The sequence below is a fragment of the Streptomyces sp. NPDC021100 genome (assembly GCF_044333095.1).
Classification (GTDB): Bacteria; Actinomycetota; Actinomycetes; order Streptomycetales; family Streptomycetaceae; genus Streptomyces.
This window is the reverse complement of the sequence record NZ_JBIRQH010000020.1, coordinates 121,114-138,167: the sequence shown is the minus strand read 5'-3', so window position 1 is coordinate 138,167 and position 17,054 is coordinate 121,114. Positions and strand designations below refer to the sequence as shown.

Here is a 17,054-nt window from a genome sequence, read left to right as displayed (position 1 = left end):
TCGCTGGGGGCCCGGGGGCGGGGGGGGGGGGGGGGGGGGCGGGGGGGGGGGGGGGGCGGGGGGGGCGGGGGGGCGCGCCGGGGGGGGGGGGGGGGGGGGGGGGGGGGGGGGGGGGGGGGGGCCCGCCGCCCCGGGGGGGGGCGCGCCCCCCCCCCCCCCCCCCCCGCCCGAGGAGCAGGCGCGGGCGATCTGCCTGCGCCTGCTCACCGGGAGCGCGCGCACCCGGAAGCAGCTCGCCGAGGCGCTGGCCAAACGCGGGATCCCCGACGAGGTGGCGGACGAGGTGCTGTCCCGCTTCGAGGAGGTCGGGCTGATCGACGACGCCGCGTTCGCCGGCGCCTGGGTGGACTCCCGGCACCGCGGCCGGGGCCTGGCCCGCCGGGCCCTGGCCCTGGAGCTGCGCACCAAGGGCGTCGACGCGGCACTGGTCGACGAGGCCGTCGGCCGGCTCGACGCGGACCAGGAGGAGCGGACCGCCCGCGATCTGGTCGAGCGCAAACTGCGCACGACCCGCGGCCTGGACCGGGAGAAGCGGCTGCGCCGCCTCGTCGGCATGCTCGCCCGCAAGGGCTACTCCGAGGGCCTCGCCCTCCGGGTCGTGCGACGGGCGCTGGAGGAGGAGGGCGACGACCCCGAGGCGCTGGACGCGTACCTGCCGCCGGGGGAGTAGGCGGCGGGAGGACGTGCCCGGACCCGACGGGCCGCGGCCCCCGGGGCGTCGTACTGCTCGGTGCGCGGCCGCCGCACGGGATGGGGTGGAGGGACAGGTTTCCGCCGGGAGAGACGGACGGGCCCGGCTGCCGGAGCCGTGCGGTCACGGGCGGCGACACGGACCGCGCGGTCGGTGGCACCCGAACCGCCCGAACCCGAGTCACGCACGCACCCGTGTCAGCGTGCCACCGGCAGCCCCGCCGCTCGCCATGCCCGGAAGCCGCCGGTCAGATCGGTGGCCCGGTGCAGGCCCAGCCGCCGCAGGGAGACGGCGGCCAGCGACGAGGCGTACCCCTCGTCGCAGACGACCACCACCGGCAGGTCGTGGCCGGTGGCCTCCGGGGCCCGGTGCTCGCAGTCCGGGTCGAGGCGCCACTCCAGTTCGTTGCGCTCCACGATCAGCGCGCCGGGGATCGTGCCGTCGCGCTCCCGCAGGGCGGCGTAGCGGATGTCCACCAGCAGCCCGCCGCGCGCCTGGACGTCGGCGGCCTCGGTCGGGGACAGCCGGTCCAGTTCCGCGCGGGCGGCGGCGAGCAGTTCCTCGATCCTCATGCCCACTCCTCCGGCCACTCGACCTGTTCGAGCCGCAGTACCGGCCCGGTCCTGCTGTAGCGCCGCATCATCGGCAGCGGAGGGTAGTAGGCGTGCGCGGACACCGCGTGCCCGGCCTCCGCGTTGAAGACCTGGTGGACGTGGTGCGGGCCGAACGCCCGGCCGTCCCGGTCGGCGAGCCGGCGTTCGCGGTCGACGCCGTCCGCCAGTTCCAGCGTCTTCCACCCCTCGGTGGGCAGCCGGGCGGCGAGCGACTGTTCGGTCAGGGCGCCCCGGGCGGTGACGAAGGCGCCGTGCGAGCCGCCGTGGTCGTGCCAGCCGGTGCCGGCGCCGGGCGGCCAGCCGATGAGCCACGCCTCGCAGCCGCCCGGCCCGTCCAGCCGGATCCAGGTACGGCCGGCGGGGTCGAGGGGGAGCGAGGAGACGAGGGCCGCGTCGGCGGCCACCTCCCGGACGAAGTCGAGGAGTTCGGCCGCGGAGGGCGCGCCGGCCCGGGCGGGAGGAGACGTATGGGGAGACAGGGACAACGGAACCGTCCTGGAAGATCGCGGAGGAGCGCGCCGCGGCCCGGGGTGCGCGCGAAACGGGCACCCGGGCCGAACAGGCGGCGCGCGGTGGCAGCGGATCAGCAGGACGGACGACAGACACAGCCCGCGTAGCGGAGCAGGTCCACATGGACCCTCCGCCAGAAACGCGCGCCTCCGTCAGTCACGTTCCGGAGTGAACCATCGACTGTCCACCCGGGTCAACGCTTGGCCGAAGCCTCACGGGCGGCCGCCTCCACGGCGTCCTCCGCGGCCCCGCCGGCCGTCTCCTTGACGAGGTCCGCCCCCGTCGCCGGCCCCGGCTCCGGGGCGCCACCGCGGGTGGCGTCCGCGCACGCCGTCAGCTCGGCGGCCCGCACTCCGGAGAGCGCGGCCACCAGATACCCGTCCGGCCGGACCACCAGCACCGTGTGCGCCGCGGCCCCGGGATACCCCTCCGCCACCAGCAGTTCGGCCCGCATCGGCAGCCCGTCCACGGCGGCGGCGAGGCCGGGCATCAGCCCCGCGCCGAGCCAGTGCCGGCGCTCCCAGACCCCCGTCCCCGGGGCGATCAGTACCACCAGCAGATCGCCGTCGAGCCGGTCGTGCAGCCGGACCGACGACCCGTCCGGCGCGGTCACCGGCACGTCCTCCACCGGGGCCCCGACCGGGGTGCCGACGGGCACCGAGCCGTCGGGCGGCGTCGCGGGTGCCAGGGGCGTACGGCCGTACAGCACCGGACCGGCCAGCTCCCCCCGCCCGAGGTGACCCTCCGTCAGGATCGCGTCGTGGAGGCGCACCGAGCCCGGCACCACGCTCCTCCGGACCGTGCGCCAGCCGCCCGTGCCCCGGACCGCGGGCAGCGCCCGGTCGGCGGACCGCAGCAGGCAGCCGACCGCCTCCCTGCGCTCCTCCTCGTAGCTGTCGAGCAGCGCCTCCGAGGCGCCGTGGTGCCAGGCGAGGGCGAGCTTCCAGGCCAGGTTCCCGGCGTCCCGGAGGCCCTCGTCCAGCCCCTGGGTGCCGAAGGTGCCCAGCAGATGGGCGGCGTCCCCGGCCAGGAAGGCGCGCCCGATGCGCCAGCGGCGCGCGAGGCGGTGGTGCACGGCGTACACGCCGGTGTCCAGGAGCTCGTAGGGGGGCACGTCCCCGCACCACGCGCCCAGCGAGTCGTGGATGTGGCCCAACAGGGCCTCGGGGGTGACCAGTCCGCCGTCCGGCGGCAGCAGCCAGTCGAGCCGCCACACCCCGTCCGGCAGCGGACGGGCCGTCACCTCCACGCCGCGCAGCGGCGACCGCTGCAGCACGGCCTCGCCGGGCCACGGCAGCTCGGTGCGCAGCGCGGCGACGGCGTACCTCTCGACGTTGGTGCGCCCGGGGAAGCGCGCGTCCAGCAGCTTGCGCACGGTGGACCGCGCGCCGTCGCAGCCGACCAGGTGGCTCGCCCGCCAGGCCACCCCGCGCTGGGTCTCCACGGTGACCCCGCCGCCGTCCTGCCGGAGCGCCGTCACCCGGCTGTCGGGGACGATCCGCGCGGTCTCGTGGGCGGCCAGCGCCGCCCGCAGTTCGCGGACGAGCGCGTGCTGTGGCAGATGCAGGGGCGGCGGCTCGCCGGGGCCGCCGTCCGGCGCCTCCGCGTCGGGCTCGTGCTCGTCGTCGGGGGCGAACGCCCCTTCGTCCGCCGGGTCTTCCTTGCCCGCGTCCGGGCCGGTGAAGGCCACCCGGGCCACCGTCGACCGCCGGCGCAGGGTGCGCCAGCCCGTCCAGCGGGCGCCCTCCGCCGTGGTGCAGCCGAGCCGCTCCAGCATCGCGGCGGTGTCCGGCCGCAGCACGGCCGTCCGGGCGAGCCGCCGCTCGGCGAGGTCCGCGTCGCCGGCCGGTCTCTCGTCCAGGACGACGACGGGCACTTCGTGACGGGAGAGGGCCAGGGCGAGCGCGAGGCCGACGGGTCCGGCCCCGACGACGGTCACCGGGTCCACGGCGCGAGGGTGGTGAGGAGACGGAGCGCGATCACAGAACGTATGCAACCCATTGCCGGTGCTTGCGTCAAGTGATCAGTGGTCCCCCGGCGGCGCGCCGGTGGCGTACGCCCCCCGGTCCGCGGGGGGACCGGGAGCCGTCGCGCGCCACCGGGGCACCACCCGGTCAGGCGGCCGGACCTGCCCCGGCGGCGTTCCCGAGGTCCAGGGCGACGGGGGGAGCGGGAGGGGCGCCCTTGCGGGAGCGCTTCGTGCGCCGTTCGATCCAGTTGGCGATGCCGGACAGGGCCAGGCAGAGCACGACGTAGATCGAACCGAAGACGATGACCATCGGGATGAACGGGTAGACCCCGCCCACCGGCACCTGCTGCTGCGCGAACGACTTGCCCACGAAGAGCAGTTCCTCGTAGAGGATGATGAAGCCGAGCGAGGTGTCCTTGAGGGTCACCACCAGCTGGCTGATGATCGACGGCAGCATCGAGCGGACGGCCTGCGGGACGAGGATGCCCGTCATCACCTGGGTCTTGCGCAGCCCGATGGCGTAGGCGGCCTCGTTCTGGCCCTTGGGGAGGGCCTTGATGCCGGACCGGAAGATCTCCGCCTGGACCGACCCGTTGTACAGGGTCAGACCGATGACCAGGGCCCACATGGGCTTGGTGGTGAAGAACGCCGCGTACAGCAGGAAGATCATGATGAGCAGCGGCATCGCGCGGAAGAACTCCACCAGCACGGTGGCCGCCCAGCGCACCGGCGCGTGGTCGGAGAGCCGCCCGGCGGCGAGCAGCGCGCCGAGGGCGAGCGAGAGGACCGCGGCGATGGCGAACGTCTTGAGCGTCGTCAGCAGGCCCTCGACGATGCGTTCCTGCGTGTCGTTGTACTGGTACGTGTCCCACAGGCCGTGCTGGAACTGCCCGGTGACATCCAGCCGGTGGAGGATGAACGCGATCAGGCCGAGGATCGCGAGGGCCGCGAGGACGCCGTAGACGCGGTTGCGGACGCGGGCCTTGGGGCCGGGGGCGTCGAAGAGGACGTTGGTGCTCATCGGGCCACCGCCATCCGGCTCTCCAGCAGCCGGAAGAGGCCGCTGATGGCGAAGGTGACGATGAGGTAGCCGAGGGCGATCCAGAGGAAGATGACGTAGATGTTGTACCCCTCGTCCGCGTTGAGCTGCTTCTGGAGGGCCCCGAGTTCGGCCACGTTGAAGCCCGAGGCGATGGCCGTGTTCTTGGTCAGCGCGATCATCAGGCTGCCGATCGGCGGTATCGCGGTGCGCAGGGCCTGCGGGAGGACGACCTGGCTCAGCGTCTGGCTGAAGGTCATTCCGATCGAGCGGGCGGCCTCCGCCTGTCCCATCGACACGGTGTTGATGCCCGAGCGGATGGCCTCGCAGATGAACGCCGAGGTGTAGCAGCCCAGCGCCAGCACGGCGAGCCAGAACGAGTCCCAGCCCTTGAGGCCCAGCGCCGGCAGGCCGAGGGTCACGGCGAGGAAGAGGAGCACGAGCGGGGTGTTGCGCAGCAGCGTCACCCAGGTCGTGCCGAAGACGCGCAGCGCGGGCACCGGAGAGACCCGGAAGGCGGCGATCAGGGTGCCCAGCACCAGGGCCAGCAGTGCGCTCAGCACCGTCAGCTCGACGGTGTTGAGGAAGCCTTCGCGGAACTCCGCGAAGTGGTCCGTCAGAACGTTCAAGTCACTTCTCCGGAATCGCGTGGCGGTCGTCCCCGGGGCCCCGGCCCCCGCTCAGGGGGCCGGGGCGGCCCGGCAGGCGGCAATCGGTGGCATCAGTACCGGTCGACGGCGGGCGGCTCCTGGGCGGCCGCGCCCGACTGGCCCAGGGTGGCGTCGTACGCCTTCTTCCAGTCGCCGTTCTTCATGTGCGCCTCGAGGGCGTTGTTCACCGCGTCGCGCAGGGCCTTGTCGCCCTTCTTCAGGCCGACGCCGTAGGGCTCCTTGGAGAACGGGCTCCCGACGACCTTGAGCTTGCCCTTGTTCTGCGCGGCGTAGCCCTTGAGGATCGAGTCGTCGGTGGTGACGGCGTCCACCGTGTCGTTGAGGAGCTCCTGCACGCAGAGCTGGTAACCCTGCTGCGCCTTGACCTCCTTGGCGCCGTACTTGGCCTCCTTGATCCGCTTGAGCGGGGTGGAGCCGGTGGCCGAGCAGACCTTCTTGCCCTTGATGTCGTCCGGGCCCTTGATGTCGCTGTCGGCCTTGACGAGCAGGTCCTGGCCGGCGATGTAGTACGGGCCGCCGAAGTCGATCTGCTTCTTGCGCTCGTCGTTGATCGTGTACGTGCCGACGTACAGGTCGACGCCGCCGTTGGAGATCTGGGTCTCCCGGGCCTCCGAGGGCACCGTCTTGAACTCGATGTGGGACTCGTCGAAGCCGAGGTCGGCCGCGATCATCCGGGCGATCTCCACGTCGAAGCCGGACCGCTTCTTGTCGCTGGGGTTCTCGAAGCCGAGGAAGGGCTGGTCGGCCTTGGTGCCGATGGTGATCTTCTTGCCCTTGATCTTCTCGAAGACCGGCGAACCCTTCACGTCGGCCGCGGTGTTGACCTTGTAGGTCGGGACCGCGGGGGCCGAGGAGCCGGCTCCGGGGTCGGCCTTCTTGTCGTCGGTGTCGCGGTCCTTGCCGCAGGCGGTCGCGGACGCGGCCAGCGCCACCACCACGGCGGCCACGGCGGCGGTCTTCCGGAGCTTCATCGTGAACATCCTTTGTGTCGGCGGGTGTTCGCCCTGCGGGAGGACGGCGTGGGGGTGGCGTGAAAGGGGGGTAGGGAGGGGCTCAGTGGTGGAGGATCTTGGAGAGGAAGTCCTTGGCCCGGTCGCTGCGCGGGTTGCTGAAGAAGCTGTCCGGCCGCGCCTCCTCGACGATGCGGCCGTCGGCCATGAAGACCACGCGGTTGGCGGCGGAGCGGGCGAAGCCCATCTCGTGGGTGACGACGACCATCGTCATCCCGTCCCGGGCGAGCTGCTGCATGACCTCCAGCACCTCGTTGATCATTTCCGGGTCCAGGGCGGAGGTCGGCTCGTCGAAGAGCATCACCTTGGGGTCCATGGCGAGCGCGCGAGCGATGGCCACGCGCTGCTGCTGGCCGCCGGAGAGCTGGGCCGGGTACTTGTCCGCCTGGGCGCCGACGCCGACCCGGTCCAGGAGGGTCCGGGCGGTGGCCTCGGCCGACTTGCGGTCCTTCTTGCGGACCTTGACCTGGCCGAGCGTCACGTTGTCAAGCACGGTCTTGTGCGCGAACAGGTTGAAGGACTGGAAGACCATGCCCACGTCGGCGCGCAGCCGCGCCAGCTCCCGGCCCTCCTGGGGCAGCGGCCGGCCGTCGATGGTGATCGACCCGGAGTCCGTCGTCTCCAGCCGGTTGATCGTCCGGCACAGCGTCGACTTCCCGGAACCGGACGGGCCGATGACGACGACCACCTCGCCGCGGGCGATGGTGAGGTCGATGTCCTGAAGGACGTGCAGCTGCCCGAAGTGCTTGTTGACCTTGTCCAGGACGACCAGGGGGTCCCCCGCGGGGGCGGTGCCCTCGGCGGCCGTGGCGTCCTTGGTCACCGGTGCTTCGCTCATCGGCGTTCCTCGCTCCGTCCTCCTCGAATGAGAGGACAGTAGTGAGCCGCCCCGACCAGCGTCATTACATCTGAGCTGAAATTGAGCATAACGATCCGGCTGCGGCCGGACACCGTGGGTGAGGGGGGCGTGAAGTGCGAGCGGGGGCGTACCGGCTGCATAACGGAAGCCCCCGGCCGGGCCGCACCCCCTTGACGCGCGCCGCGTCCATCGGAGTGGATGCGGTGTCACCCCACGAGGCGGGGGCGGGCGCGGACGGAGGACGAGTGAGACTGCTGCTGGTGGAGGACGACGACCACGTCGCCGCGGCCCTGTCGGCCGTACTGGCCCGGCACGGCTTCGCCGTCACCCACGCCCGCAACGGCGAGGAGGCCCTGCAGGCCCTCCTGCCGGGCGACGCCGCGCCGTTCGGCGTCGTCCTGCTCGACCTCGGCCTGCCCGACCAGGACGGCTTCGAGGTCTGCGGCAGGATCCGCAAGCGCACCGGCACGCCCGTCATCATGGTGACCGCGCGGGCCGACACCCGCTCCAAGATCCACGGGCTGAACCTCGGGGCCGACGACTACGTCGTCAAGCCGTACGACACCGGCGAACTGCTGGCCCGCATCCACGCCGTCGCCCGGCGCACCCCGCCGGGCCCGGGCCCGGCCCCCGGTCCCGACGAGGCGCCGGGCAGCATCCTGCGCCTGGGCGGCCTGACCATCGAACTCCCCACGCGGCGCGTCTCGGTGGACGGTCTGGCGGTCCCGCTCACCCGGAAGGAGTTCGACCTCCTGGCGCTGCTCGCGCAGCGGCCCGGCGTCGTCTTCCGCCGGGAGCAGATCATCAGCGAGGTGTGGCAGACCAGTTGGGAGGGGACGGGCCGGACACTGGAGGTGCACATCGCGTCACTCCGGGGCAAACTCCGCATGCCCGCCCTGATCGAGACGGTCAGGGGCGTCGGCTACAAAATCGTCGTCCCCTCGGCGTGACGGCCGGCCACACCCGTGCGCGCCCGACTCCTCCCCCTGCTCATCGTCCTGATGGCCGGCGTGCTGCTCGCCCTCGGGCTTCCGCTCGGCGCCGGCCTGGCCAATGTGCAGCAGCAGCGCCTGGTGGTCGACCGGATCGACGACACCGCCCGGTTCGCCGCGCTCGCCCAGTACGTCGCCACCCGGCCGTTCGAGACGCCCGCCGACGTGGACGAGCGGCTGATCACCCTGCGGGCCGAACTCAACCGCTACGAGGACCTCTACGGCATACACGCCGGCGTCTTCAACCGGAACGGCAGCGCCATGGCCGCGGCCCCGCTCGGCTGGGAGGGCCCGCCCGACGCGGAGGGGCGGCGGGCGTTCCAGGAGGCGCTGGCCGGGCGGCGCAGCCACGACCCCGAGCAGGTCTGGCCCTGGGACCACCGCCGGCTCACCGTCGCCTCCCCGGTGATCCGCGACGGTGACGTCGTCGCGGTCGTCGTCACCGACTCGCCCACCGGGGCGATGCGCTCCTGGATCCTGCGCAAGTGGCTGCTGATCCTGGTGGGGGAGTCGGCCGCGATGCTGCTCGCCGTCGCCGCCGCGTTCCGGCTCACCGGCTGGGTGTTGCGGCCCGTCCGCACCCTGGACGCCGCCGCGCACCACATGGCCACCGGCCGCCTCAACTCCCGGGTGGTGGCCGACCAGGGCCCACCGGAACTCCGGCGGCTGGCCCGCTCGTTCAACGAGATGGCCGACAACGTGGAGGAGTCCCTGGAGCAGCAGCGCGCCTTCGTCGCCGACGCCTCGCACCAGCTGCGCAACCCGCTCGCGGCGCTGCTGCTGCGGATCGAGCTGCTGGCGCTGGAACTGCCCGACGGGCACGAGGAGATCGCCTCCGTGCGCACCGAGGGCAAACGGCTGGCCCGGGTGCTGGACGACCTCCTCGACCTCGCCCTCGCCGAACACGCCGCGAGCGACCTCCAGCTGACCGACATCGCGGAGCTCGTCACCGACCGGGTGGGCGCCTGGTCGCCGGTGGCCCAACGGGAGGGGGTCGCCCTGGCCTACACCGGCCCGGCGGCGGCCACGGGCTGGGCCGACCCCGTCGCGCTGTCCAGCGCGCTCGACGCCGTCGTGGACAACGCCCTCAAGTTCACCCCGGAGGGCGGCGGGGTCGAGGTGGCCCTGGAGGCGGCGGGGGACCGCGTCGTCGTCACCGTCACCGACGAGGGTCCGGGCCTGACGGACGAGGAACTCACCCGCGTCGGCGACCGCTTCTGGCGCAGCGGCCGGCACCAGAACGTGTCGGGGTCTGGCCTCGGCCTGTCCATCGCCCGCACCCTGCTCACGGCCGGCGGCGCGGGCATCGGCTACGGGCGCAACGAGCCGCACGGGCTGCGGGTCGTCATCGACGTACCGCGCGAACGGCCCTGAGGGAGCCCGGCGTCAGGGCTTCGTCGACACGTAGTACCGCCGCGCCCCGGAGTGCAGCGGCAGCGGATCGGTGAAGACCGCCGTGCGCAGGTCCACCCGCTGCGCCGCGTGCACCACCTGGCCGATCCGGTCCCGGCTCGCTATCACCGTGCGGGTCACGCCCTCGGTGAGGCGCGCGTCGGTGTCCTCGGTGGTGATGAGCAGGTTCGCGACCGCGATGGTCTTCACCACCTCGGTGGCCCGCATGGCCGGATAGGCGTCCGCCGGCATCACCGCGGCCCGGTAGAAGCGCGTCTCGCGGCCCAGGGTGCGCAGCGGGCCGATCATGTCGCCGAGCTGGACGAGCCGCACCGGCATCCGGCGGCTGAGCGACAGGACGGCGCTGGTGGGCAGCCCGCCCGACCAGAAGAAGGCGTCGATGTCGCCCTTCTCCAGGAGGTCCGGCATCCGGTCGATACCGACCTGGACGGGGGTGATGTCCCTGGTGAAATTCAGGCCGGCGGCCTGGAACAGCCTCCTGGTGATCAACTGCACCCCGGAGCCCTCGGCCCCCACGCCGACCTTGAGTCCCTTGAGGTCGCGGATCGACTGGGCCGAGGCGTCCCTGGGCACCACGAGCTGCATGTAGTCGTCGTAGAGGCGGGCGCAGGCGCGCAGCCGGTCGCTGCCCGGACGGTCGTTGTCGACGTAGTCCGCGGCGGCGTCGGCAGTCGCGATCGCGAAGTCCGCGTCGCCGGTGGTGAGCCGGCGCAGGTTGTCGACGGAGCCGGTGCTGAGCCGCAGGCGGACGTCCAGCGCCGGGAGGTCGCGGTGCAGGTCCTCCTTGAGAAGGGCGCCGTACTTGGCGTAGACGCCGGTCGGCACCCCGGTGGCGACGGTGATCCGGCCGCCGGGCATCGGGTCCTCGGGCGGGGCGGCCAGCGACCAGGTCAGCAGCGCGAGCAGGGCGGCGGACAGGGCGCCCGCCCATACGGTGCGACGCCTGACCCAAGGGGTACGGGGGACCATGGGCGGATCCTGCCAGCGTGCGCCGGGGGACGCCAGGCCCGCGCGGGGCCGGACCCGGCTCTTCGCGGGAGGGAACCGTCAGCGGTAGCGGGCCGCCGCGGAGCCGGAACGGAGCGGGACGTTCCGGTACGGAAGAGGTCCTCCGGCGCACCGCCTACCCTTGTGTGCATGACCAGCAGCGACCGGAGCCACGACGTGCCCTCGACCAAGACCTACCTCATCCGCACCTACGGGTGCCAGATGAACGTGCATGACTCCGAGCGGCTCTCCGGCCTGCTGGAGGACGCGGGCTACGTCCGCGCCCCCGAGAACACCACGGAGGGCGACGCCGACGTCGTCGTCTTCAACACCTGCGCCGTCCGCGAGAACGCCGACAACAAGCTGTACGGCAACCTCGGCCGGCTGGCCCCGATGAAGACCCGGCGCCCCGGCATGCAGATCGCCGTCGGCGGCTGCCTGGCCCAGAAGGACCGCGACACCATCGTCAAGAAGGCGCCGTGGGTCGACGTCGTCTTCGGCACGCACAACATCGGCAAGCTGCCCGTGCTGCTGGAGCGCGCCCGGATCCAGGAGGAGGCGCAGGTCGAGATCGCCGAGGCGCTGGAGGCGTTCCCGTCGACCCTCCCGACCCGGCGCGAGAGCGCGTACGCCGCGTGGGTCTCGATCTCCGTCGGCTGCAACAACACCTGCACCTTCTGCATCGTCCCCGCGCTGCGCGGCAAGGAGAAGGACCGCCGGCCCGGCGACATCCTCGCCGAGGTGGAGGCGCTGGTCGCCGAGGGCGTCAGCGAGATCACCCTGCTCGGGCAGAACGTCAACGCCTACGGCTCCGACATCGGCGACCGCGAGGCGTTCTCCAAGCTGCTGCGCGCCTGCGGGAAGATCGAGGGCCTGGAGCGCGTCCGCTTCACCTCGCCGCACCCGCGCGACTTCACCGACGACGTGATCGCCGCGATGGCCGAGACGCCCAACGTGATGCCGCAGCTGCACATGCCGCTCCAGTCGGGCTCGGACACCGTCCTGAAGGCGATGCGCCGCTCGTACCGCCAGGAGCGCTTCCTCGGCATCATCGACAAGGTGCGCGCCGCCATGCCGGACGCCGCGATCTCCACCGACATCATCGTCGGCTTCCCGGGCGAGACCGAGGAGGACTTCGAGCAGACCATGCACGTGGTCCGCGAGGCCCGCTTCGCCCAGGCGTTCACCTTCCAGTACTCGAAGCGCCCCGGCACCCCGGCCGCGACCATGGACGGCCAGATCCCCAAGGAGGTCGTGCAGGCGCGCTACGAGCGGCTGGTGGAGCTCCAGGAGCAGATCTCCTGGGAGGAGAACAAGAAGCAGGTCGGCCGGACGCTGGAGATCCTGGTCGCCGAGGGCGAGGGCCGCAAGGACGACGCCACGCGGCGGCTCTCCGGCCGGGCGCCCGACAACCGGCTCGTCCACTTCACGAAGCCCGACGAGCCGGTCCGGCCCGGCGACGTCGTCACCGTGGAGATCACCTACGCCGCCCCGCACCACCTGCTGGCCGAGGGCCCGGCCAAGGGCGTGCGCCGCACCCGCGCGGGCGACGCCTGGGAGAAGCGCAACGCCGCCGCCGCGGAGAAGCCGAAGGGCGTGCTGCTCGGCATCCCGACCATCGGCGCCCCCGCGCCGTCCCCGGCGCCGGCCGCCGCGGGCTGCGGCTGCGACTGAGCACGGCAAGGGCTTAAGGTTCCGAGCATGCTCGTCGCCGCCGCCGTGTGCCCCTGCCCGCCGCTGCTCGTACCCGAGGTCGCCGCCGGGGCCGCCCCGGAGCTCGACCCGCTGCGGGCCGCGTGCCTGGACGCCGTCGCCGTCCTGGCCGCCGCCCGGCCCGACCGCCTCGTGGTGGTCGGGCCGGCGCCGGAGGATGGCGTGGGCACCTACCAGGCGGGCGCCCGCGGCTCGTTCCGCGGCTTCGGGGTGGCCCTCGACGTCCGGCTGGGCCGGGGCGACGACGGCGGTACGGCCGGGCGGCCGCTGCCGCTGTCGCTGGCCGTCGCCGCCTGGCTGCTGGAGCGCACCGGCTGGTCGGCCGCCCCGGTGGCCGGCCTCGGCGTGGCCGAGTCGCTCGCCCCCGCCGACTGCCTCGCCGCCGGCCGTGAACTCGCCGCCCCCGAAAGCCGCGTGGCGCTGCTGGTCATGGGCGACGGCAGCGCCCGCCGCACGGTCAAGGCGCCCGGCTACCTCGACGAGCGGGCGGAGGGCTTCGACGCGGCCTCGGCGGCGGTTCTGGGCTCCGCCGACACCGCGGCCCTCGCCGCCCTCGACCCCGCCACCGCCCGTGAGCTGCAGGCCGTCGGCCGGCCCGCCTGGCAGGTGCTCGCGGGCGCGGCGGAGGGCGCGGGGCTGAGCGGGCGGCCGCTGTACGAGGAGGCGCCGTACGGGGTGGGGTACCACGTCGCGGTCTGGTCCTGAGCGTCCGGACCTGAGCGTTCGGTCCTGAGCGTCCGGGGCTGAACGGCCTGGGCGTCCGGCCCGGCCACGGCGTCCGGCCGAGGTGAGCGCCGCCCGCCGCCGGCTGCCCGGACGGCGTCCCGCGCGTACGGCGACGGCCGCGGAGCAGCTCGCTCCGCGGCCGTCGCCGTACGGGGGTTCTCCCGGGCCCGGGCGGGACCCGGACGAGGGGTCAGGACGCCGGGGAACCGGCGCCGCCCTTGGGGCCGGGGCCCTCGGACTTGGGCTCCTCGGCGAGCCTGCCGAGCGCCTCCTTGGCCTTGCCGGCACCGGTCCGGATCTGATTGCTGTACTTGCCGTCGGTCTTGGAGTCGACCATCCGCGCGGCCTTGTCCAGCCCCTGCTCGATCTTGTCCCCGTGCTGCTGCACGAGGCCGCCGACCTTGTCCTTCACCGGACCGATTTTGGCCTTGAGATCATCGAACAGGCCCATGGCACCTACCCCTCGCTTCGTTCCGCGCGCGGTCCGCGCACTACTGGCGGGCGCCCTCACCGGCCTCGCTGTCCGCCGCCTCGTCCGCGGACTGCTGCTTCGGGATGTCGACGCCCTCGACCCCCTCGCCACCCTCGGCCGCCCCGGTCTCCTCGGTGGAGCCGGCCGTGACGGCCTCGGCAGCCGCCGCGTTCTCGTCGGCCGCCTCGTCCGTCCCGGCGCCGCCGTCCGGTTCCGCCGTCAGGGTGTCCGTCGCGGCCTCCTCCGTTGACGCCTGCGACGGCTTGCGGCGAAGCCATGAAAACACGCCCATATCTACTCCATTACCTTACTGGTGTGAGCGAAATCCCGGGTCGCCCGGAGCGTCCCATTGCGCCGCTCGCGGGCTCCGGCCCGTGAACCGGCGGTCGGAACCTCGCAACAGGCAACGAGACCGGGAGCGTCGCGTCACGTCGCTCGTTCGAGGGGAGGCCCGGTGTTTGCGAGACTGGTGGGGTGAGAAACGCACCCCCCGCACCGCAGGTCATCGCCGTCGTAGGTCCCACCGCGGCCGGCAAGTCCGACCTCGGCGTCGCGCTCGCGCGGCACCTCGACGGAGAGGTCGTCAACGCCGACTCCATGCAGCTCTACCGCGGCATGGACATCGGCACCGCCAAGCTGACGACCGAGGAGCGGCAGGGGATCCCCCACCGGCTGCTCGACATCTGGGACGTCACCGAGGCGGCGAGCGTCGCCGAGTACCAGCGGCTGGCCCGCGCCGAGATCGACCGGCTGCTGGCCGAGGGCCGCACCCCCGTGCTCGTCGGCGGCTCAGGCCTGTACATCAAGGGGGCCATCGACGCCCTGGAGTTCCCCGGCACCGACCCGGCCGTCCGCTCCCGCCTGGAGGACGAGCTGGCCGAGCTCGGCCCGGGCGCGCTGCACGCCCGGCTGGCCGCCGCCGACCCGGACGCGGCCCGCGCCATCCTCCCCGGCAACGGCCGCCGCATCGTCAGGGCGCTGGAGGTCATCGAGATCACGGGGAAACCGTTCACCGCCAACCTGCCCGGCGAGACGGCCGTCTACGACGCGGTGCAGATCGGCGTCGACGTCGAGCGGCCCGAGCTCGACGAGCGGATCACCACGCGCGTGGACGTCATGTGGGAGGCCGGACTGGTCGACGAGGTGCGCGCACTGGAGCGGGCGGGACTGCGCGAGGGGCGCACGGCGTCGCGCGCGCTCGGGTACCAGCAGGTGCTGGCCTTCCTCGCCGGCGAGTGCACCGAGGAGGAGGCGCGCGCCGAGACCGTACGCGCCACCAAGCGTTTCGCACGCCGGCAGGACTCCTGGTTCCGCCGCGACTCCCGCGTCCACTGGCTCAGCGGTGCCGCCGACCGGCGCGCGGAACTCCCGGAACTCGCGCTGGCGTTGGTCGAACGGGCGGTCACAGCCTGATCACGTGATGGCATCGGGACGCGCCACGTGTCATCGGGGTCTGTCCGACCGTGCCATCATCAGTCTTCGATCGAGCCGTGAAGTCCGGTTGGGAGGGCGCGTGGCGATGGAGGCCGGCCCTCGTGACAGACCGCAGCAGCCGCTCGAGGACGGGCCCGGCGGCCTCACCCCGGACGGCCCCGACGCCGCGGACGACTCCGCTCCGGAGCCGGGCGCCGGCGGTACGGCGGAGTCCTTCCGCGAGCTGCGGCCCCCGCGCCGGCTCCGTGTCTGGCAACTGGCGCCGATCGTCGTGCTCGCCGTGACCGGCTCCCTGATGTTCGCCTTCCCGCTCGCCTTCGAGGTCGGCGACGGCGGCCCGGTCGTCGCCATGCTCGGCCTGCTCATCTGCGGCTGCGCCGCCGGCTGGGGCGTGATGGCGGCCCGCCGCGTCGGCTACACCTGGCCCGGCCTGCCGCCGCGCGGCTCCGGACGGCGCCCGGACTGGCGGTACGTGGCCGCGTACACCGTGGTCGTCGTCCTGGCGACCGTGCTGGCCGTCTGGCGCGTGGCGCGGCTGCGCTGACGGCCCGGGACGGGCCGGGAGGCGGATGGGCGTGGGGCGGGCGGGCCTGAGCTCCAGGTGGGCGTAAGGCCCGGCGCGCCCCGGGGCGTACGGCTCAGGGCGGACGGCCCGGGGACCGGGCGGGCCGTCGCGCGGGCCGTCTCGGACGGACCGGGGCCTTGCGGAGGGCGGCCCGGCCAGGCTCGTCGTACCCGGCCACGCTCCACCCGTCGCCGGCCGTTGTCGTCGTCGGCCGTTCGGCGGGACCGGCCGGTGGGGAGCGGGCGGGTGCCGATCCGCTCCGGGCACGGCCGCGGGCGGTTTCCGGCGTCGTCGGCCTGGAGACGCTCAGGAGGAGTCCGCGTGCCGCGCGCCGACGCGGGCGAAGGTCGCCGGAACTTCGGGGGCCCGGAAGGGACCGCGAGAGGTCTCCGGGTCCCGGGAAGGACCGCGAGAGGCATCCAGGCCCAGCCCCCCGTGGGACCGCCGGACGGCAGGGCCGCCGCCCGCCGTACCATCGACACGTGAGCACCGCGCAGACCGCCTTCCTCAAGGGCCACGGCACCGAGAACGACTTCGTGATCATCCCGGACCACGACGGGCTGATCGACCTCTCCCCGGCCGCCGTTGCGCGGCTCTGCGACCGCCGGGCCGGCATCGGCGCCGACGGGGTGCTGCGGGTCGTCCGGTCCGCCGCCCACCCCGAGGCGCGGGCCATGGCCGGCGAGGCCGAGTGGTTCATGGACTACCGCAACAGCGACGGCAGCGTCGCCGAGATGTGCGGCAACGGCGTCCGCGTCTTCGCCCGCTACCTCCAGCGGGCCGGCCTCGCCGACGCCGGCGACCTGGCCATCGCCACCCGGGCGGGCGTGCGCCGCGCGCACATCGCCAAGGACGGCCCCGACGGCGAGCCGGGCCCGGTCACCGTCTCCATGGGCCGGGCGGTCCTCCCCGCCGGCGAGGTGACCGTGACCGTCGGCGACCGCAGCTGGCCCGCGCGCAACGTCAACATGGGCAACCCGCACGCCGTCCTCTTCGTCGAGGACCTGGCCCACGCCGGGAAGCTCCTCGACGCCCCGGCCGTGAGCCCGGCGGGCGCCTACCCGGACGGGGTCAACGTCGAGTTCGTCGTCGACCGCGGCCCGCGCCACGTCGCCCTGCGCGTCCACGAGCGCGGCTCCGGCGAGACCCGCTCCTGCGGCACCGGCGCCTGCGCGGTGATGGTCGCGACGGCCCGCCGCGACGGGGCCGACCCGGCCGCCGACGGGCGGCCCGTCACCTACACGGTGGACGTTCCCGGCGGCCGGCTGGTGATCGGCGAGCTTCCGGACGGCACGGTCGAGATGACCGGTCCCGCCGTGATCGTCGCCGAGGGGCACTTCGACACCTCCTGGCTGACCGCCTCCTGACGGGCCGGAGCCCGCGGCCGTG

At 73.9% G+C, this 17,054-nt stretch carries 19 protein-coding genes; 8 read left to right on the top strand and 11 right to left on the bottom strand.

The features are described 5' to 3' along the window. On the top strand, window positions 1-670 hold a 670-nt coding region (gene recX, locus ACH4PU_RS29220), incomplete at its 5' end, for a recombination regulator RecX (protein ID WP_398278395.1). Window positions 671-888: 218 nt separating this feature from the next. Here the strand turns inward: recX and ACH4PU_RS29215 are convergent. The 8 genes from ACH4PU_RS29215 to ACH4PU_RS29180 form a co-directional block, all read right to left on the bottom strand. Then, a complete protein-coding gene (locus tag ACH4PU_RS29215) occupies window positions 889-1,263 on the bottom strand; it encodes a rhodanese-like domain-containing protein (RefSeq protein WP_398278392.1) in 375 nt (124 codons plus the stop codon). Next, window positions 1,260-1,790, bottom strand: coding sequence for a cysteine dioxygenase (locus ACH4PU_RS29210; protein ID WP_398278389.1), 531 nt, complete (start codon window positions 1,788-1,790; stop codon window positions 1,260-1,262). The genes ACH4PU_RS29215 and ACH4PU_RS29210 overlap by 4 nt, the downstream gene beginning before the upstream one ends. 98 nt (window positions 1,791-1,888) lie before the next feature. Beyond that, window positions 1,889-1,975, bottom strand: a complete 87-nt coding sequence (locus tag ACH4PU_RS29205; RefSeq protein WP_313772161.1) for a putative leader peptide — start codon at window positions 1,973-1,975, stop codon at window positions 1,889-1,891. 33 nt (window positions 1,976-2,008) lie between these two features. Next, the gene (locus ACH4PU_RS29200) at window positions 2,009-3,763 is read right to left on the bottom strand and encodes an FAD-dependent oxidoreductase (RefSeq protein ID WP_398278386.1); all 1,755 of its coding nucleotides are present in this window, start codon (window positions 3,761-3,763) and stop codon (window positions 2,009-2,011) included. Between the two features lie 166 nt (window positions 3,764-3,929). After that, a complete protein-coding gene (locus tag ACH4PU_RS29195; RefSeq protein ID WP_398278383.1) occupies window positions 3,930-4,805 on the bottom strand; it encodes an amino acid ABC transporter permease in 876 nt (291 codons plus the stop codon). Then, a complete protein-coding gene (locus ACH4PU_RS29190) occupies window positions 4,802-5,452 on the bottom strand; it encodes an amino acid ABC transporter permease (protein WP_398278380.1) in 651 nt (216 codons plus the stop codon). Before ACH4PU_RS29190 ends, ACH4PU_RS29195 begins: the two co-directional genes overlap by 4 nt. A 92-nt stretch (window positions 5,453-5,544) precedes the next feature. Then, window positions 5,545-6,465, bottom strand: a complete 921-nt coding sequence (locus ACH4PU_RS29185; RefSeq protein ID WP_398278377.1) for a glutamate ABC transporter substrate-binding protein — start codon at window positions 6,463-6,465, stop codon at window positions 5,545-5,547. An 82-nt stretch (window positions 6,466-6,547) separates the two neighbouring features. Next, entirely contained in the window at window positions 6,548-7,342 is a 795-nt protein-coding gene (locus ACH4PU_RS29180) for an amino acid ABC transporter ATP-binding protein (protein WP_004945380.1), read from the bottom strand. Window positions 7,343-7,608: 266 nt separating this feature from the next. On the opposite strand from ACH4PU_RS29180, the gene ACH4PU_RS29175 reads away from it, so the two are divergent. Both ACH4PU_RS29175 and ACH4PU_RS29170 read left to right on the top strand, forming a co-directional pair. Next, window positions 7,609-8,313, top strand: coding sequence for a response regulator transcription factor (locus ACH4PU_RS29175; protein ID WP_398278373.1), 705 nt, complete (start codon window positions 7,609-7,611; stop codon window positions 8,311-8,313). 15 nt (window positions 8,314-8,328) lie between these two features. Beyond that, window positions 8,329-9,729, top strand: coding sequence for an ATP-binding protein (locus ACH4PU_RS29170; protein ID WP_398278370.1), 1,401 nt, complete (start codon window positions 8,329-8,331; stop codon window positions 9,727-9,729). 12 nt (window positions 9,730-9,741) lie between these two features. On the opposite strand, the gene ACH4PU_RS29165 is transcribed toward ACH4PU_RS29170, so the two are convergent. After that, entirely contained in the window at window positions 9,742-10,737 is a 996-nt protein-coding gene (locus ACH4PU_RS29165; RefSeq protein WP_398278367.1) for a TAXI family TRAP transporter solute-binding subunit, read from the bottom strand. Window positions 10,738-10,905: 168 nt separating this feature from the next. Between ACH4PU_RS29165 and miaB the strand changes: the two genes are divergently transcribed. Both miaB and ACH4PU_RS29155 read left to right on the top strand, forming a co-directional pair. Then, window positions 10,906-12,429: a tRNA (N6-isopentenyl adenosine(37)-C2)-methylthiotransferase MiaB gene (miaB, locus tag ACH4PU_RS29160; protein ID WP_398278364.1), complete on the top strand. Its 1,524-nt coding sequence runs from the start codon at window positions 10,906-10,908 to the stop codon at window positions 12,427-12,429. 27 nt (window positions 12,430-12,456) lie between these two features. After that, entirely contained in the window at window positions 12,457-13,173 is a 717-nt protein-coding gene (locus ACH4PU_RS29155) for a class III extradiol dioxygenase subunit B-like domain-containing protein (protein WP_398278361.1), read from the top strand. 211 nt (window positions 13,174-13,384) lie between these two features. On the opposite strand, the gene ACH4PU_RS29150 is transcribed toward ACH4PU_RS29155, so the two are convergent. Continuing rightward, window positions 13,385-13,645, bottom strand: coding sequence for an antitoxin (locus ACH4PU_RS29150; protein WP_398278358.1), 261 nt, complete (start codon window positions 13,643-13,645; stop codon window positions 13,385-13,387). A 40-nt stretch (window positions 13,646-13,685) separates the two neighbouring features. Next, entirely contained in the window at window positions 13,686-13,958 is a 273-nt protein-coding gene (locus ACH4PU_RS29145; RefSeq protein WP_398278355.1) for a hypothetical protein, read from the bottom strand. Between the two features lie 182 nt (window positions 13,959-14,140). Between ACH4PU_RS29145 and miaA the strand changes: the two genes are divergently transcribed. The 3 genes from miaA (at window position 14,141) to dapF (ending at window position 17,032) form a co-directional block, all read left to right on the top strand. Further along, window positions 14,141-15,079 (top strand): tRNA (adenosine(37)-N6)-dimethylallyltransferase MiaA, encoded by a 939-nt coding sequence (gene miaA / locus ACH4PU_RS29140; protein WP_398278352.1) that lies wholly within the window; start codon window positions 14,141-14,143, stop codon window positions 15,077-15,079. A gap of 106 nt (window positions 15,080-15,185) precedes the next feature. Then, window positions 15,186-15,644: a hypothetical protein gene (locus ACH4PU_RS29135; protein ID WP_398278413.1), complete on the top strand. Its 459-nt coding sequence runs from the start codon at window positions 15,186-15,188 to the stop codon at window positions 15,642-15,644. Window positions 15,645-16,147: 503 nt separating this feature from the next. Then, window positions 16,148-17,032 (top strand): diaminopimelate epimerase, encoded by an 885-nt coding sequence (dapF, locus tag ACH4PU_RS29130; protein ID WP_398278349.1) that lies wholly within the window; start codon window positions 16,148-16,150, stop codon window positions 17,030-17,032. Window positions 17,033-17,054: the final 22 nt, after the last annotated feature.

Coding starts and splice junctions, on each gene's coding strand:
- ACH4PU_RS29215 (WP_398278392.1), bottom strand. CDS start 1,263: ATGAGGATCGAGGAACTGCTCGCCGCCGCCCGCGCGGAACTGGACCGG.
- ACH4PU_RS29195 (WP_398278383.1), bottom strand. CDS start 4,805: ATGAGCACCAACGTCCTCTTCGACGCCCCCGGCCCCAAGGCCCGCGTC.
- ACH4PU_RS29185 (WP_398278377.1), bottom strand. CDS start 6,465: ATGAAGCTCCGGAAGACCGCCGCCGTGGCCGCCGTGGTGGTGGCGCTG.
- ACH4PU_RS29180 (WP_004945380.1), bottom strand. CDS start 7,342: ATGAGCGAAGCACCGGTGACCAAGGACGCCACGGCCGCCGAGGGCACC.
- ACH4PU_RS29165 (WP_398278367.1), bottom strand. CDS start 10,737: ATGGTCCCCCGTACCCCTTGGGTCAGGCGTCGCACCGTATGGGCGGGC.
- miaB (WP_398278364.1), top strand. CDS start 10,906: ATGACCAGCAGCGACCGGAGCCACGACGTGCCCTCGACCAAGACCTAC.
- ACH4PU_RS29155 (WP_398278361.1), top strand. CDS start 12,457: ATGCTCGTCGCCGCCGCCGTGTGCCCCTGCCCGCCGCTGCTCGTACCC.
- ACH4PU_RS29150 (WP_398278358.1), bottom strand. CDS start 13,645: ATGGGCCTGTTCGATGATCTCAAGGCCAAAATCGGTCCGGTGAAGGAC.
- ACH4PU_RS29145 (WP_398278355.1), bottom strand. CDS start 13,958: ATGGGCGTGTTTTCATGGCTTCGCCGCAAGCCGTCGCAGGCGTCAACG.
- ACH4PU_RS29135 (WP_398278413.1), top strand. CDS start 15,186: ATGGAGGCCGGCCCTCGTGACAGACCGCAGCAGCCGCTCGAGGACGGG.